10 protein-coding genes are annotated in these 13,989 nt (G+C 72.9%); 6 read left to right on the forward strand and 4 right to left on the reverse strand.

Translation table 11 applies throughout. The annotated features are described in order from the left end of the window. Window positions 1-373: 373 nt before the first annotated feature. The gene (locus tag NQZ70_RS19395) at window positions 374-1,405 is read right to left on the reverse strand and encodes an IS1 family transposase (protein ID WP_129581398.1); all 1,032 of its coding nucleotides are present in this window, start codon (window positions 1,403-1,405) and stop codon (window positions 374-376) included. A gap of 641 nt (window positions 1,406-2,046) precedes the next feature. Here NQZ70_RS19395 and NQZ70_RS19400 point away from each other — a divergent pair. Further along, a complete protein-coding gene (locus tag NQZ70_RS19400) occupies window positions 2,047-6,846 on the forward strand; it encodes an alpha-2-macroglobulin family protein (RefSeq protein WP_129575537.1) in 4,800 nt (1,599 codons plus the stop codon). Between the two features lie 57 nt (window positions 6,847-6,903). On the opposite strand, the gene NQZ70_RS19405 is transcribed toward NQZ70_RS19400, so the two are convergent. Beyond that, entirely contained in the window at window positions 6,904-7,656 is a 753-nt protein-coding gene (locus NQZ70_RS19405; protein ID WP_129575538.1) for an SDR family oxidoreductase, read from the reverse strand. Between the two features lie 124 nt (window positions 7,657-7,780). On the opposite strand from NQZ70_RS19405, the gene NQZ70_RS19410 reads away from it, so the two are divergent. Both NQZ70_RS19410 and NQZ70_RS19415 read left to right on the forward strand, forming a co-directional pair. Further along, window positions 7,781-8,737: a LysR substrate-binding domain-containing protein gene (locus NQZ70_RS19410; RefSeq protein ID WP_129575539.1), complete on the forward strand. Its 957-nt coding sequence runs from the start codon at window positions 7,781-7,783 to the stop codon at window positions 8,735-8,737. After that, the gene (locus NQZ70_RS19415) at window positions 8,734-8,901 is read left to right on the forward strand and encodes a hypothetical protein (protein ID WP_165374050.1); all 168 of its coding nucleotides are present in this window, start codon (window positions 8,734-8,736) and stop codon (window positions 8,899-8,901) included. Before NQZ70_RS19410 ends, NQZ70_RS19415 begins: the two co-directional genes overlap by 4 nt. A gap of 31 nt (window positions 8,902-8,932) precedes the next feature. Here NQZ70_RS19415 and NQZ70_RS19420 read toward each other — a convergent pair whose 3' ends face one another. Next, window positions 8,933-10,330, reverse strand: a complete 1,398-nt coding sequence (locus NQZ70_RS19420) for a PA14 domain-containing protein (protein ID WP_207217893.1) — start codon at window positions 10,328-10,330, stop codon at window positions 8,933-8,935. Window positions 10,331-10,673: 343 nt separating this feature from the next. Next, window positions 10,674-11,519, reverse strand: a complete 846-nt coding sequence (locus NQZ70_RS19425) for an AraC family transcriptional regulator (RefSeq protein ID WP_165374051.1) — start codon at window positions 11,517-11,519, stop codon at window positions 10,674-10,676. Window positions 11,520-11,827: 308 nt separating this feature from the next. Between NQZ70_RS19425 and NQZ70_RS19430 the strand changes: the two genes are divergently transcribed. The 3 genes from NQZ70_RS19430 to NQZ70_RS19440 all read left to right on the forward strand — a co-directional run bounded on the left by NQZ70_RS19430 (window position 11,828) and on the right by NQZ70_RS19440 (window position 13,910). Further along, window positions 11,828-12,583: an SDR family NAD(P)-dependent oxidoreductase gene (locus NQZ70_RS19430; protein ID WP_129575542.1), complete on the forward strand. Its 756-nt coding sequence runs from the start codon at window positions 11,828-11,830 to the stop codon at window positions 12,581-12,583. Window positions 12,584-12,693: 110 nt separating this feature from the next. Further along, on the forward strand, window positions 12,694-13,257 hold the full coding sequence (locus NQZ70_RS19435) for a hypothetical protein (protein WP_129575543.1): 564 nt from the start codon (window positions 12,694-12,696) through the stop codon (window positions 13,255-13,257). Beyond that, a complete protein-coding gene (locus NQZ70_RS19440; protein ID WP_207217894.1) occupies window positions 13,254-13,910 on the forward strand; it encodes a hypothetical protein in 657 nt (218 codons plus the stop codon). Before NQZ70_RS19435 ends, NQZ70_RS19440 begins: the two co-directional genes overlap by 4 nt. Window positions 13,911-13,989: the final 79 nt, after the last annotated feature.

Consider the following 13,989-nt stretch of genomic DNA (forward strand, 5'->3'; position numbering starts at 1 on the left):
AAAGACAAAAGCCAGCGGGTAGCGACCGCTGGCTCCGTCCCGACACCGAAGCGTCGTCACGGTGGATTAGGCCCCACCGCATCCGAATCTGTATCTAGACTAAGCTAGGTGCAGACGTCAAGGGGCTTGATCCGCTTTTTGCCAGCGGAGCAATCATGGCCCCTCGACGTCACATGAAGTCTGTCCATTCGCAGACTTCAACTGGTCATCTTCTTCTCTTCAAGCTCTCGTTCGACACTTCGGACGAACCGCCGCGCGTGAAGCTGCACCGGTCGATGAGGCAGCTCGTTCTGCCCATCTTCGGTCCGGGCTTCCCTCCGCCCCTCGATCCGAGCCTGCGTCGCGTAGAGCGACCGCGCCGCTATCGGCGTAGCTAGTCGTCCAGGTCACCGAACAACGAGAGCTGCCCCCGCCTCGGCTTCGGGGCGGGCGGCGGCTCCGGCTCTGTGGGCGCCACAGGCGCAGCCGGAGCGGACCCAACCAACCGGAGGAAGCCCCGGCCGTTCGGCAGGGCCCTGGCGGGCGCCGTAGGCGCTCCCGCGGGCGGCTCAGGCAGCTTGAGCGCCTTCGGCTTCGGCGGCTCCGCGGGTGCCTCGGAGAGCGCCAGGGCGACGAGCTCCTCGATGCTCCACACGTGATCAGTCAGTCCGGCCTCCATGGCGGGCGTGACGCGCAGGGCTTCGTGCGGGCGGCAGAAGTTGTAGAACGCCATGTGCAGCGCGACAGCCGCCTTGTGGTGCGGCAGGCGCTTGCTGAAGCCGTTGCAGAGCCGGGTGAAGCGGCGGATGTGCATGCGGATCGTGAGGTTCTGCCGCTCGACGTGGCTCGTGCTGGCGCGCTTCACGTCGGGCACGCCGTAGACGGGCGTGCGCGTGATGAACGGGTCGCGCGGCGGCTCGTACCTGTGATCGTCGTCGCGCCTGGCCTTCCGGCTGTAGTTCTTGACGACCTGGGCGTAGTCGACCGAGCCCGCGAACGAGTCGCCGACCGCGGCGATGTAGGGCTGCCAGCCGTCGCTGTAGAGCTGCGGGACGGTCACCAGCCGGGCGCGCAGATCCGCGATGAAGGCGCGCGTGTTCTCCTCGTCGCGCTTGCCCACGCGGTACGAGATCACGAGCTTCGACGCGCTCGCCATGCCGACGAAGACGTATGCCTCACCGACCTCGGGCGAGTCGCCTGGCTGCACGCGCGCCTGCTTCTTCTGCACGTAGCTCCAGATCTCGTCGACCTGCACCGCGCGGCAGTCGACGTCGCGCACCAGCCGGTTGTGCAGCCGCTCGCAGCCCTCGCCGACGCGAAGCAGCAGCGCCAAGATCGCCGGCTTGCACACCTCCGTGAGCCGTGACGTGGGGCGGATGCCCGCTCCCTCAACAAGATGAGCCACGACCTCGACGCGCTTCGTCATCGGCAGCACGTGTGCCATGCAGGGCCTTGCCTCTCCCCAAGCGGGGGCCCATGCTGCACGTGCGTCGTGCGCAGGGCGGCCCAACCGCTCGGCGTTCCGCAGCCCTGTCTCCGGGGACCAGCCGGGGGCAGGGCGCTTTGCTAAGTACCCTGCAATGTAGCACAGAAAGCCTATGTTTCCCGGAGTTTTCGTGTAGCTATGATGTGGACTGTCATATCCATCTTGCGCGATTACAGCCTGTTTAGCGGCTCTTCTGCGCGGTCAGTCGCGAGCGCTGACGGACAGCGCCAGCCCCGTGGTGGGGTCGCTGCGCGCGTGCGGCTCATCCTGGAGAAGGGGGCGGACGGTGCGCGGGAGAGGACGCTGCGCTTCGGGGGGCGTCGCTCGTCAAGGCGGTGCGGGCTCGGTTGGTCAATTTTGACCACCACCTGTCGAGAGCCTCCCCGGAGAATTGAAATTCAATCCGGTGGCTCCGGGGAGCGTCCGGATCGAATTGTTCTGGTGGCGCTGTACATTGCGCGCCTGCGCCTGCTTCCCTTGCGCCGGAGCCCATCGCCGGCCCGATCGCGCGCCGCGCCGGCCATCCCGATCCGCCGTGCAGCGCAGGAACCTGCTCCCCTCGGCCCTGTCGAAAGCCACCGATGCCCAGGCCCCTCCTCCCGCTCACCGGACTCCTCATCATCGCCGCCCTCGGCGCCGCCGCGACCTCCGACGCGGCCACGGACCACCGCGACGCGGTCGCCCGCGGCCTCGACCTCTTCCTTCACGCGCCCGACCGCGGCGCGCCCGGCGCCACCCTGCCGGTCCAGGTCCTCGCGCTCGGGTTCCCCACCGCGGTCACGCTCCGGCCGCTCGAGGCGGCCACCGTGGAGGCGACCTGGGATCCCGAGTACCTCGGCAAGATCAGCGCCGTCCCGCCGCCCGTGCGGGTCACCACCGACGCGAAGGGGCGCGCTCACCTCGACGTCCCGATCCCCGACGGGCCCGAGCGCGAGCTCCGGCTGCTGCTCGGCGTGCGCGCCGGCGACCGGCAGCGGACCCGGACCCTCACCGTGCAGCGCCAAGCGCCGCTCCACGTCGACCTGCACGTCCCCGACACGCGCGTGGTGCCGGGCGGCGCGACGTCGGCGTGGATCACGGTGCAGAGCCAGGCCTCGGGGCAGCCGGCCCCGCGCATCCCCGTGGAGGTCAGCCTGCTCGAGGGCGGCGTCGCGCGGCACACGGCCGTGGTCACCACCGACGCGGCCGGCGTCGCCATGGCGCGCGTGCCCGTCCCCTGGATCGACGAGCCCGGGTGGCGCTGGGTCCTCCGCGCCCGCGCGCGGGGCGCGGCGGGGGCCTCGTCGAACGCCGCGCAGATCTCCCTCTCGCCGCGCGAGGAGACGCCCGGCGCCCCGCAGATGCTGGCCGAGTGGTCCGAGCAGGATCTGCGCGCCGGGGACCGCGCCGCCTACGTGATCCGGATCCGCGACGGCGCCGGTCAGCCCGTGGCCGGGCTGCCGGTGCGCGTCTGGACCGGGCCGAAGGGCACGAGCCCGCCCGAGGACAGGGCCGCGTGGGAGAAGCTCACCACGCCCGCGCGCACCGACGCCGCCGGCGAGATCCGCGGCGCGGCCGCGGCGCCCACCACCGTGGTGCAGGGCGTGGGGACCACGCTGCGCCTCGTCGCGCGCGCCACGCTCGAGGGGCACGAGCTCGAGCGCGAGACCACCGCCTCCGTGGAGAGCCCCACCTCGGAGGCGACGCTGCTCCCGGAGGCGGGCGCGATCGTCCCGGGCGCCGCGCAGCGCATGCTCCTGCGCGTCCGCGACGCGCGGCGGAAGCCGGTGGAGGGCACCTTCACCGTCGAGGGCGACGGGCTGGAGGCCACCGTGACCACCGACGCGTACGGCGAGGCCGAGGTGACCTGGGACGCGCCCGCCGATCTCGGCGCCTTCCGCAACGTCGGGCCGTGCGCCGGCGGCGTCGCGGCGGCGGTGCGCGTGCGGCCCGCGGGCGAGCTCCCGGCGCTCGCGTCGCGGCGCGAGCCGTTCGCGCTGTGCGTCTCCGTCGATCGCGAGGCCACGGCGCTGCTCCGGCCCGAGCGGCTCCTCGCCCGCGCCGGCGACGCGCTCGCGCTGCGCGTGGTCGACGCCGGCGGCGCGGACGCCCGCGCCGGCCGGCGGCCGGAGGGCGGCAGGGCGGCGGACGGCGCCGGCTGGAGCGTGATCGTGCAGTCCTCCGCCAGCGCGGCGCGCGCGGCGAGCGCCTGGATCGCGGGGGGCCCGGACGGCGGCGCGCTCGGCCTGCCCGAGGGCGCCGCCGGCGTCTGGACGCTCAGCGCCGCCGCTCCCCGACAGGGCGCCGCCGCGCGGCAAGCCGGCGGCGCGGTGCTCGTCACGCCGCGCGTGCTCCCGCGGCTCGACGCCCGCATCGCCGGCGGCCGCGCGGCGCCGCGCGGCGCCGTCGACGTGGACCTCGCGCTCACCGACGGGGGCGGCCGCGGTCTGCCCGGGACCGTCGCGGCCGTCGTCGTGGACCTGCACGGCGGGGGCAGCGTCGGCGGCCTCGCGGCGCTCGACACGCGCGCGCGGCTCTGCCAGGGCATGGTCGAGCCCGAGCGCTGCGGCGCCTTCCTGGAGGGCGATCCCGCGCTCGATCCGCTCCGGCGCGCGGAGCTCGGCGCGCGGGCGCGCGAGACGATCGCGCCGGCGATCGATCCGGCCGGCTCCGCACGGGCGGCGCTCGACGAGGCGTTCGGCCAGGTGCTCCGCTCGCTCGAGGGGGCGGTCTTCGAGGCCACCAGCGACCCGGAGCGGCTGCGCGACGTGCGCCGCCGCGGGCCGGGCGGCGCGTATCAATGGAACCCCGAGCTGATGACCCTTGTCACGGCCGCCATGGATGCGCCGCCCGAGACGCCCGGCGGCGAGCCGCTCTCGCTCGCGGACCTCCTGGCGGTGGATCCGCAGGTCACGTTCGATCACGTCGCTCGCCGCGTCACCCGCCTCAAGCTCTTCCGCATCCTCGCCGCGGCGCGCGCGTTCCGGCGCGAGCGGCTGCTCGATCCCGACGAGCCGGCGCTCCGCGATCCGAACGCGCTGCTCCGCCGCCTGGTGCGCGACGAGCAGCTCGAGGAGTCGCTCCTGCTCGATCCCTGGGGCGGCACGATCCAGTTCACCCCGACGACCGCGCCGCCCGCGCCGTTCCTCACGGTGCGGCGCGGCTTCGCCCTGCACGCGCCCGGGCCCGACGGCCGGATCGGCACGGGCGACGACGTGCGCGATCCGTTCGAGCGCGTGCTCCGCTCGGGCACGCCGTACGCCAGGGCGGTCGGCGAGGATCGCCTCGTCGACGCGAAGTTCGACATGGAGGTCGGCGACGCCACGGTGTCGGCGTGGGAGAGCCTCCTGGAGGAGCTCACGGGCACGTCGCTGGGCGAGGGGATCGGCCTGGGCGGCATGGGCCTGTCCGGCGTGGGTACGGGCTCCGGCGCGGGGTTCGGTCAAGGCCACGGCAGGCTGGGCGGCGCGGCCCGGACCTCGTACGGCGCGCCGCGGGGCGTGTTCTTCTGGTCGCCGCCCCAGCGCACGGACAGGGATGGTCGGCTGCGGATGCGCGTTCCGCTCGGCGACGTCGAGACGACCTACCGGCTCGTCTTCGTGGGCGTGCCGGACGGCGCCACGCCGGCCACGGCCACGCTCGACGTGCCCACCGCGCAGCCGCTCTCGGCGCGCGTGGAGGCGGGCGCCGCGTGGGTCGAGGGCGACGAGGTCGACGTGGAGATCTCGGTCCGGAACCGCTCGCCGAGGCCGCTCCGCGCGACCGTGGAGCTCACGGCGCGCGGCGCGGCCGCCCTCGCGGACGCGCGGAGCCGGGCGGCGGCGGTCGACGTGCCCGCGGGGGGCGCGGCGCCGGTGCGCGCGCGGGTGCGCGCGCTGCGCGCGGGGCGGGCCGAGCTCGCGGTCGCCGTGAAGGCGCAGGGGCTCCCGGGCGACGCGCTCGTGCACGCGTGGGACGTGGGCCCGGCGGGCGAGCCCACCGATCTGACCCACGCCCAGGGCGTCGAGGGCGGCGCCACGGCCACGCTGCGCGTCTCGGCGGACGCGCAGCGCTACCGCCTCACCGGCCGCCCCCGGCTCGTCGTCGAGCGCGGCCTCGCGAGCGCGCTCGCCGCGGCGCTCGAAGCCATGGATCCAGATCGGCTGACGTCCGCAGGGGCGATGGCGGACGCGGTGGAGGTCGCGGCGCTCGTGGGCCGCTGGGCCGCGGCGCGCGGGGGCGAGGGCGCGCCGCTCGTCGCGCGCGCGGAGGACATCGGCCGTCGCGCCGTGGGCCGGCTGCTCGCGTACAAGGCCGGCAAGAAGGACGTGGGCTTCTGGCCCCCGGCGCTCCGGGCGCGCACCTTCGCCCCCGCGGCCGTGGCGGAGGAGCTGCCGGCGCTCGCCGCGCGCTGCCCGCCCGAGGCCCTGCAGCCCGCGGCGGCGCTCGACGCGCTCGAGGCGGAGCCCTCGCCGGCGGGGGGCGCGGTGAACGCGTGCTGGGACGCGCTCGTCACGAGCACGGTGGACGAGGTGATCCGGAGCGGCGATCGCGTGGCGCTCGCCCGGGTCCTGCTCGCGCTCGCGGAGCGGCCGCACCGGGCCGCGCTGGCCGCGAGCGTGGCGGACCGGCTGCGCGCCTGGGTGGCGCTGGGCCCGACCGGCGGCATCACGCTGCCGCCGGGCCAGGCCGAGGATCGGAGCGCGCGCGCGGTCGTCTACGCGGCGCTCCTCCGCGCTGCCGGGCTCGGCCGGAGCGCGGCGCCGCCCGCCACGCTCCTCGGCTGGGTGGGCGTGCAGCGGGACGTGCGCGGCGGCTACGGCGCGCCGGCCAGCACGCTCGCGGCGGTGCGCGCGCTCGTGGCCCACGGGGGCGATGATCGAGGGGTCGCGCGGGTCACGGTGACGTCGGGCGGCGCGCGCCGCGACGTGGAGGTCGGGCCGTCGGGGCGGCTCGTGGTGCCGCTCGACGCGGGCGCGACGGAGGTGGCGCTCGAGGTGGCGGGGCCCGCGGTCGTGGCGCGGCTGGAGCGCCCGGCGCTGCGGCGCTGGAGACGACCGCCGGCCGCGGCGGCGAGCCCCGTGCAGGCGGAGATCTCCTGGCCGAAGCGCCCGCGCGCGGGCACGACGGGCAAGCTCGGGGTCTCGCTGCGCCACACGCTGGGCCGCCCGATCGAGGTCGACGTGCGCATCCCGCTCCCCCCCGGGGTGTCGCTGGCCGCGCCGCTCGACGGGGTGCGGCAGGTGAACGGCGTGCTCGCGCTGCGGGCCTCCCTGGAGGCGAGGCGGCTCTCGACGCTGGTGGAGATCCCGGTGCGCTTCGCGCTCGCCGGGAAGGTGACGGCGCCCGAGGCGCAGGCCCGGGTGGCGCAGGAGGAGCTGCCGCGCGCGGTGGTGCCGGCGCGGCCGATCGTGATCGAGTGAGCGGCGCTCCTGGAGGCCGGCTCGCTCTCCGCCCGCGCCGGCAACCACATCGAGCGCTCAGACCTGCGCCATGCCGCCGTCGACGAAGAGCTCGCTTCCGTTGGTGAAGCTGCTGTCCTCGGAGGCGAGGAAGGCGGCGGCCTTGGCCACCTCCTCCGGCAAGCCGAGCCGCCCGAGCGGGATGCTGGCGACGAGGCTCGCCTTGATCTGCTGCGCCTGCTCCTCGGTCGCGCCGAGCCCGTGCAGCCCCGGGGTGTCGATCGGCCCCGGGCTGATCACGTTGACGCGGATGCCGCGGTCCTTCAGGTCGAGCGCCCAGGTGCGCGCGAAGCTCCGCACCGCGGCCTTTGTCGCGCTGTAGACGCTGAACGCAGGGGTGCCGGTGGAGGCCGTCGTCGAGCCGTTGAGGATGATCGACGCCCCGTCGCGCAGCAGCGGCAGCGCCTTCTGGACCGTGAACAGCATCCCCTTGACGTTGATGGCGAAGGTCCTGTCGAAATGCTCCTCGGTGATCGCGCCGAGCGGGGCGAGCTCGCCGCCGCCGGCGTTGGCGAACAGGACGTCGATGGGGGCGCCTTGCTGCCTCACCACCTCGAAGAGGCGATCGAGATCGGCGAGGTTGGAGACGTCGCTCCGCACGCCGGTGGCCCGCTCGCCGATCTCCTTCACGGCCGCGTCGAGCTCCGCCTGCCGCCGCCCGGTGATGAAGACGCGCGCGCCCTCCGCCGCGAACCGCTTCGCCGTCGCGAGGCCGATCCCCGTGGTGCCGCCTGTGACGATCGCTACCTTCCCCTGGAGTTTGTCGCTCATGGTGTCCGTCCCTCGATCTCGGCGCTCAACGTCGCCGGCTCCCTGGAGATAGAGCCGAAGCGGGGGGCGGCCATCCGGCGATCGTGGCACGCTGCGTTCCGCTGGCAGAACGAAGAGATCACCGATGCAGGATCTGAACGACTTCTTCTTCTTCGCCGAGGTCGTGGCGAACGGCGGGTTCGCGAAGGCGGGGCGCGCGCTGCGGCAGCCGAAATCGAAGCTCAGCCGGCGGATAGCGCAGCTCGAGGCGCGGCTCGGCGTTCGCCTCATCGAGCGCTCGTCCCGCCGCTTCAGCGTCACCGAGGTGGGCCAGGCGTTCTATGAGCGCTGCCGATCCGTCATGAGCGAGGTGGCGCTGGCGGAGGCCATCGTCGCCGAGGCGCAAGGCGAGCCGCAGGGGCTCGTCCGACTGAGCTGCCCCACGGGCATGATGGAGCTGGTCAGGCCCATCCTTCCCTCTTTCATGGAGCGCTACCCGCGTGTCGCGCTGCAGGTCATCCCCACCAATCGGCGCGTCGATCTGATCGAGGAGCGAATCGACATCGCGCTTCGGGTGCGCACGAAGCTCGACACCGACGCCACGCTCACCCGGAAGACGCTCGCGAAGAGCCGCCGGTTCCTCGTCGCGAGCCCCGCCCTCGCGCGTCGCCTGGGCGGCGCGCCGGAGATCGCCGCGCTCGCCTCCGTACCGACCCTCAGCCAGAGCGAGCAGGCCGGCGAAGATGCGTGGGAGCTCGTCGGGCCCGACGCGCAAACGCATGTCGTGCGTCACGCGCCGCGCCTCTCGTGCGGCGATTTCGCCGCCCTGCGAGAGGCCGCCATCGCAGGGCTGGGCGTGGCGTTGTTACCCGATCACATCGCCGCGGCGGACTTGAGGGCTGGCAAGCTCGTCCGCGTCTTCCCCGAGTGGTACGTGACCGAGGGCATCGTCCACCTCGTGTTCACCTCGCGCCGCGGCTTACCGCCCGCGATCCGGGCGCTGATCGAGCACCTCGCGCGCCACATCCATGACGACGTGATGAAGGAGGGCATCGACGGAGGAGGCTGTCGCCCCGGAGGGCTGGCCACGACGCCCACGTGAGCGAGCCCCTCGGCGCGGCAGTGCTGCTCGCGGCGCGGGACGGCGGCGCGGCGCGCGCGATCCTCTTCACGGGCGCCGAGAACCGCGCGGCCATCGCCGCCTGTGCGTCGCTCGGATTCACGCCCGTCGGCGATTACGGGCTCTTCTTGCTCGCCGGCGCCTGAGCGGGCCCATCCCGCCCGGCCCGGCGCGGCGCTACTGGCACGCTCCCTGGTCGATCCAGTCGGCCGGGCACCACGAGGTCGGGTTGCTGGGCGGGCAGGCCGGGTTCGACCACCAGACCTGCTGGGCAGCGACCCACAGGTGGCCGCCGTCGGTCACCCGGGTGCCGGGCGTATAGACCTGCGCCGAGGCCCACGCCGGCACGCCGCTGCAGTCCGCGCCCGCCGCGTGCAGCCGGCTCTGCGGGACCACCTCCCGGACCTGGCTCGGGCTCGACCAGAAGAGCCGGATCGTCGCGTCGGCGCTGTTCTCGTAATACTCGAGCTTCACGTCGTACGGCTGGCCCGCCACGAGCGAGAGGGTGGCGCTGTCCAGCGTGGAGCTGTGATCCGTCCAGTTGTCGATGAGCAGCGCGCCGTTCACCCAGAGGCGCACGCCGTCGTCGGACTCGGTCGAGAGCGTGTACGTCTCCGAGTAGCGCGGCACGAGCTGTCCGGTCCAGCGCGCGGAGAAGCCGTCGGCGGGAACGGACCCTCCGGGCGAGCTGGTGCCCCAGCCGAACGCCACCATCGGGTCGGTGCGGACGAACGGAGTGCCGGTCAGGCTGGTGTTGCTGAAGTACTCGCCGCGGAGGCCGTCGCCGTTGCCGTCGGGCGGGGGCGTGCAGGCCTCCCAGGTGGCCGGCGACGTGGTGAGGCTGCGGTTCTGGTAGGCGTACGGCGTGAACTGATTGAAGGACCAGGTGCTCGCGCCCGACAGCGGCTGCCAGGTGCCCGCGGTCGTCTTCACCTCCTGGCGAAGCATCTTGATGGGCGCGTCGCAGGGGATCTCCGGCGTGACCATGCCCTCGGACGCCCAGTGCTCGACGTCGTGCGTGTACATCTCGATGTTCCCGGGGTCGTCCTCCGCGAGGAACTGCCAGCCCTTGCCGTCGTTCACGTCGACGTAGAGGCAGATCTGAGAGCCGTTCACGTCGGCCACGCGCTCGGTCGTGCACGACTCGTACTTGAAGGCGACATGCTGCCCCGGCTGAAGCGCGATAAGGTCGCCGCCGAGCCCGCAGGTGCCCCCGATGGGGACGCCGGTCTCGAGGTTGTGCCAGTCGTAGGCGCAGCTCGGGTGATTCCCCGTGACGCCGTTGTCGTCGGCGAAGTAGTAGACGAACCAGCCGGGCGGATAGTGGTAGATGCCCGATTCGAGGTTGTTGTACCACTGGCCCACGGCCGTCCAGGCCGTGCTCTCGTTCAAGAGCTCGGGGACCTCCCACTCGACAATCCAGCCGCGCGTGTCGGCGACATTGCCCGTGTAGCTGCTCGTGAGATCGTAGCTCCCCCACCTCTGGGTCGCCACGCCGAGGCTCTCCTCGCCGTCGTCGCCGGCCCCGGCGACGCACCCGGTCGGCCCGAGCGCGCCGAGGAGCAAGAGCGCCACGCCGGCGTGCCATCCGGCGGCGCGAAGGCCGCGAGGAGAGGAGGTATCCGTCAACGAAGAGAGGGTCTTTGCCATGGATGCCTTTCCTGAGCAGCGCCCCGCCTCCGCGCGATGGGCGAGGTGGGCGCGAGATCCGCGGAGACGGACGAGGCCCGGCGAGCGGCGCGGCGGCGCCCGCTCTCCGAGGTCCCTCCCCCCGCGAGGGCTCAATGGGCGCTGTTTAGGTCGCCCGCCGGAGCGATTCCAATGCGTAGATCACATCGACCTCATGCATTGCATGCATGCCGGCGCGCGATCGGCGTTCAACGCCGATCCGGGGCGAGCCGAGCGCCGCGAGGCGCGCTCACACCACGGCGCGCGCGAACTGTCCCGGCGTGATGCCGACGATGCGCTTGAAATGCCGGTTGAGCTGGCTCTGGTCGTAGAGGCCGACGCGCGCGGCGATCTCGGACGGCGGCACGCCCCGCGTGAGGAGCGCGCGGGCGCGACCGATGCGCAGCTGCGTCACATAGGCATACGGCGTCACGCCGAGCTGGTCGCGAAACGCGCGGATGAGCTGGAACTTGTCGAGCCCCACGTGCAGCGCGATCTCGTCGAGAGAGAGCGCGGTGACGAAGCGCTCGCGGATGAGCTCGAATGCGCGGCGCAGGGGGGCGCCCCAGGCGTACCGGCGTCCGCGCTCGGCGTGACCCGGACTGGTGAGCGCGACGACGGAGCGCAGCGACTCGACGAGCGCGGTCTGGAGCGCGAGAGAATCGGCGTCGCCCTCGTGGACGAGCGCGTGCAGGGCGCGGAGCGGCGCGCCATCGGGCGCTCCGCGTTCGAGGAACAGGCTTGGCGGGGGAGCGAAGGGCCGGCCTCCGAGCGAGCGGCGCGCTTCGTCGACCAGCGCGTCGTCGAAGAGCACCACCTGGAAGCGCGCCGGCCCATCGCGGCTCTCCTCGCGATGCACCTCACCCGGGAGCATGAGCGCGAGCGCGCCTGGCTTCGCCGTCCAAGCGCGCCCGCGCGCCCGCCACTCGCATTGGCCGGCCGTGAAGGCGACCGAGGCGAAGCGGTCCTTCACGGAACGGTGGCGACGGGCGTCGCTGCGGCAGCGGGCCACGGTCACGCCGGAGAGCGCCTTCGGATGCACGATTTCGATACGCAGCGGATCGTCCGGATCGCAGCCTGGCAGCGCGCTCGGCATGCTCCGGAGCCTAGTGGGCCGACGCGCGCTGCGCCAGGCCCATTCCCATGGATCGCGCGCCGCGCGGGTCCCGTCAATTTTGCCCAAGCCGCGCCGGCGGAGGCTGGACATCCTCCGTCCCGAGGTCGCGGATCTCGTCATCCTCGACCCACCTGCGCGCGAGGCTGATGGGCGTCGCGATCGCAGGCGATCCGCTGCGTTTCGACGCGGGCGCTGCCCTCCTCGACGCGCGGCAGAGCGCCTCGGCGCCGCGCGCTGGCATGGCATGGCCTGTCGTTCGTCAGGCCCACAGATCCGGAGCGAATCCTATGGGACGGTTGCAAGATAAAGTCGCGCTCATCACGGGTGGAAACATGGGAATCGGCAAGGCCGCGGCGCTGTTGTTCGCCCAGGAGGGCGCCAAGGTGATCATCGCCGCTCGCCGGGTGGCCGAGGGCGAGAGGACGGCCGCGGAGATCGTCGCCCGAGGGGGAGACGCCATCTTCGTTCCGACGGACGTGTCGCGCTCGGCCGACTGCGCCGCCATGGTCGCGGCCGCCGTGAAGAGGTACGGGCGGCTCGACGTCGCGTTCAACAATGCAGGCGTGGAGCAGGTCGTCAAGAGCGTGCCCGAGCTCGACGAGGACGAGTGGGATCGCGTGATCGACATCAACCTGAAGGGCGTCTTCCTGTCGATGAAGTTCCAGATCCCGGAGATGCTCAAGGCGGGCGGGGGCGCGATCGTCAACACGTCCTCCGTCGGAGGCCTCGTGGCGACGCCTGGCCTGTCCGCGTACGTGACGTCGAAGCACGGCATCATCGGGCTGACCAAGGTCGCGGCCATCGATCTCGCTGCTCGCAACGTGCGGGTGAACGCGATTTGCCCTGGGGGCACGCACACCGCGATGTTCGACAAATGGATAAAGGATGGGGCCGTGGAGCAACGCGTCCTCGCGAGCCACCCGATCGGCCGGTTCGCGGACCCGATCGAGCCGGCTCGGGTGGCCCTCTTCCTGGCGAGCGACGAGGCGTCGTTCGTGACCGGGGTCGCCCTGCCCATCGATGGCGGGCTCGTCGCGGCCTGACACTGCCGCTGTGTGGACGCGGTGGCGGTGGTCCCGGCGCGGCCGATCGTGATCGAGTGAGCGCCGGCAAGCTTGCCGCTGTCGCCTCCGTCCATCGTATCCTGGGCGCCGTGCGGCCTCGCCCACCCGCCTCGTCCACCCGCGCTCGCGAGCACCTCGCCATCCTCGCTGGTGCCCTGGCCGCGGGCGCCTGCGGGGCGCTCTTCGATCAGGTCACCGCCACGATCTCTCCGGAGTATTTCCTCGACGGAAAGGGCCTCGCCGCGTCGAACTTGCCGTTCCGGCTCGCGGTCGCGTGGACGGGGTTCCGCGGAGGTCTGCCGCTCGGCGCCCTCGTCACCGGCGTGGGCCTCCTCCGCGCCGCGCGCAGCGACCGGTTCTCGTGGCGCGCCTGGCTGGTCAGGATCATGGCGGCGCTCGCCGCGGGGCTCGCGCTCTGCCCGGTCGTCATGGCGGCGCTCGACCCGTTCGGCGTGCGCGAGGCGAGCGTCGGCGCGTGGCCCCGCGGCACCGCCACGCGGTACCTCGTCTGCTGCGGGATCCACGCCGGCGCTTACCTCGGCGTCCTCGTCGGCGTCCTTCTGGAGGGCCGGCCCGCCCCGGCGGCTTCGGTGGACCCATCGACGGATAGCTCGGCGAAGAGGCGCGGTCACCAGGAGGACGATGTCGCATGACCGCGCGTGCCACGTTGAACGGGGGATCGTTCTGCGAAAGTGAGAGACATATGACTCGTAGACGACTACTGGCGGTATCCCTTGCGGTCGGATGCGTCGGCTTCGCCGGACTGGCCTTCATGGCCCGTTCAGGCTGCCTGTCCTTGCTCGCGCCTGGTTCGCGTCCGTACCACCCGGTGTCGGAGCGAGAAGCCGCCGTCTTCGCTCGAGCGACGAGGGAACTTCATCCGGACGACGTCCGCGGCAATCCTGGCCGGTACGGCAAGACACTGGTCGCCTGGGCCGGCGTCCTGCGATCGTACGAGGTGTCGAAGGAGAGCGACGCCACGGTGCTGCGGTTCGACATCGAGCATCGGTACTTCGACTGGATCGAAGACATTGGCCTCCAGCGGGCTCGTTACTTCCTCTCCCCCAGAGGGGAGGGTCCCTTCAGGGCAGCATGGTCCATGCCCATTGAAGCGTTTGAGTCCGTTTCCAAGCAGGTCCATCATGGTGACATGCTCGTGGTGTACGGCTATCCTGCCGAGGTGCAGGGACAGATCGTAGGAATATTCCCCGCGGAGTACGTGCGGCTGATTCCGGCGGAGGGCTACACGGATCGGAAGCTCAACTACGGCCGACCGGAAGCGACGCGATCACGCGACTTGCCATGACCGGCGTCCGCGCCGCGCCTCGTTCCCGAGCCTGTCGCGCGCCCGAGTCATGAATGCGCCGCCGGGGCCCGGTGCTCCG

Source organism: Sorangium sp. So ce836 (assembly GCF_028553905.1).
GTDB lineage: Bacteria > Myxococcota_A > Polyangia > Polyangiales > Polyangiaceae > Sorangium > Sorangium cellulosum_D.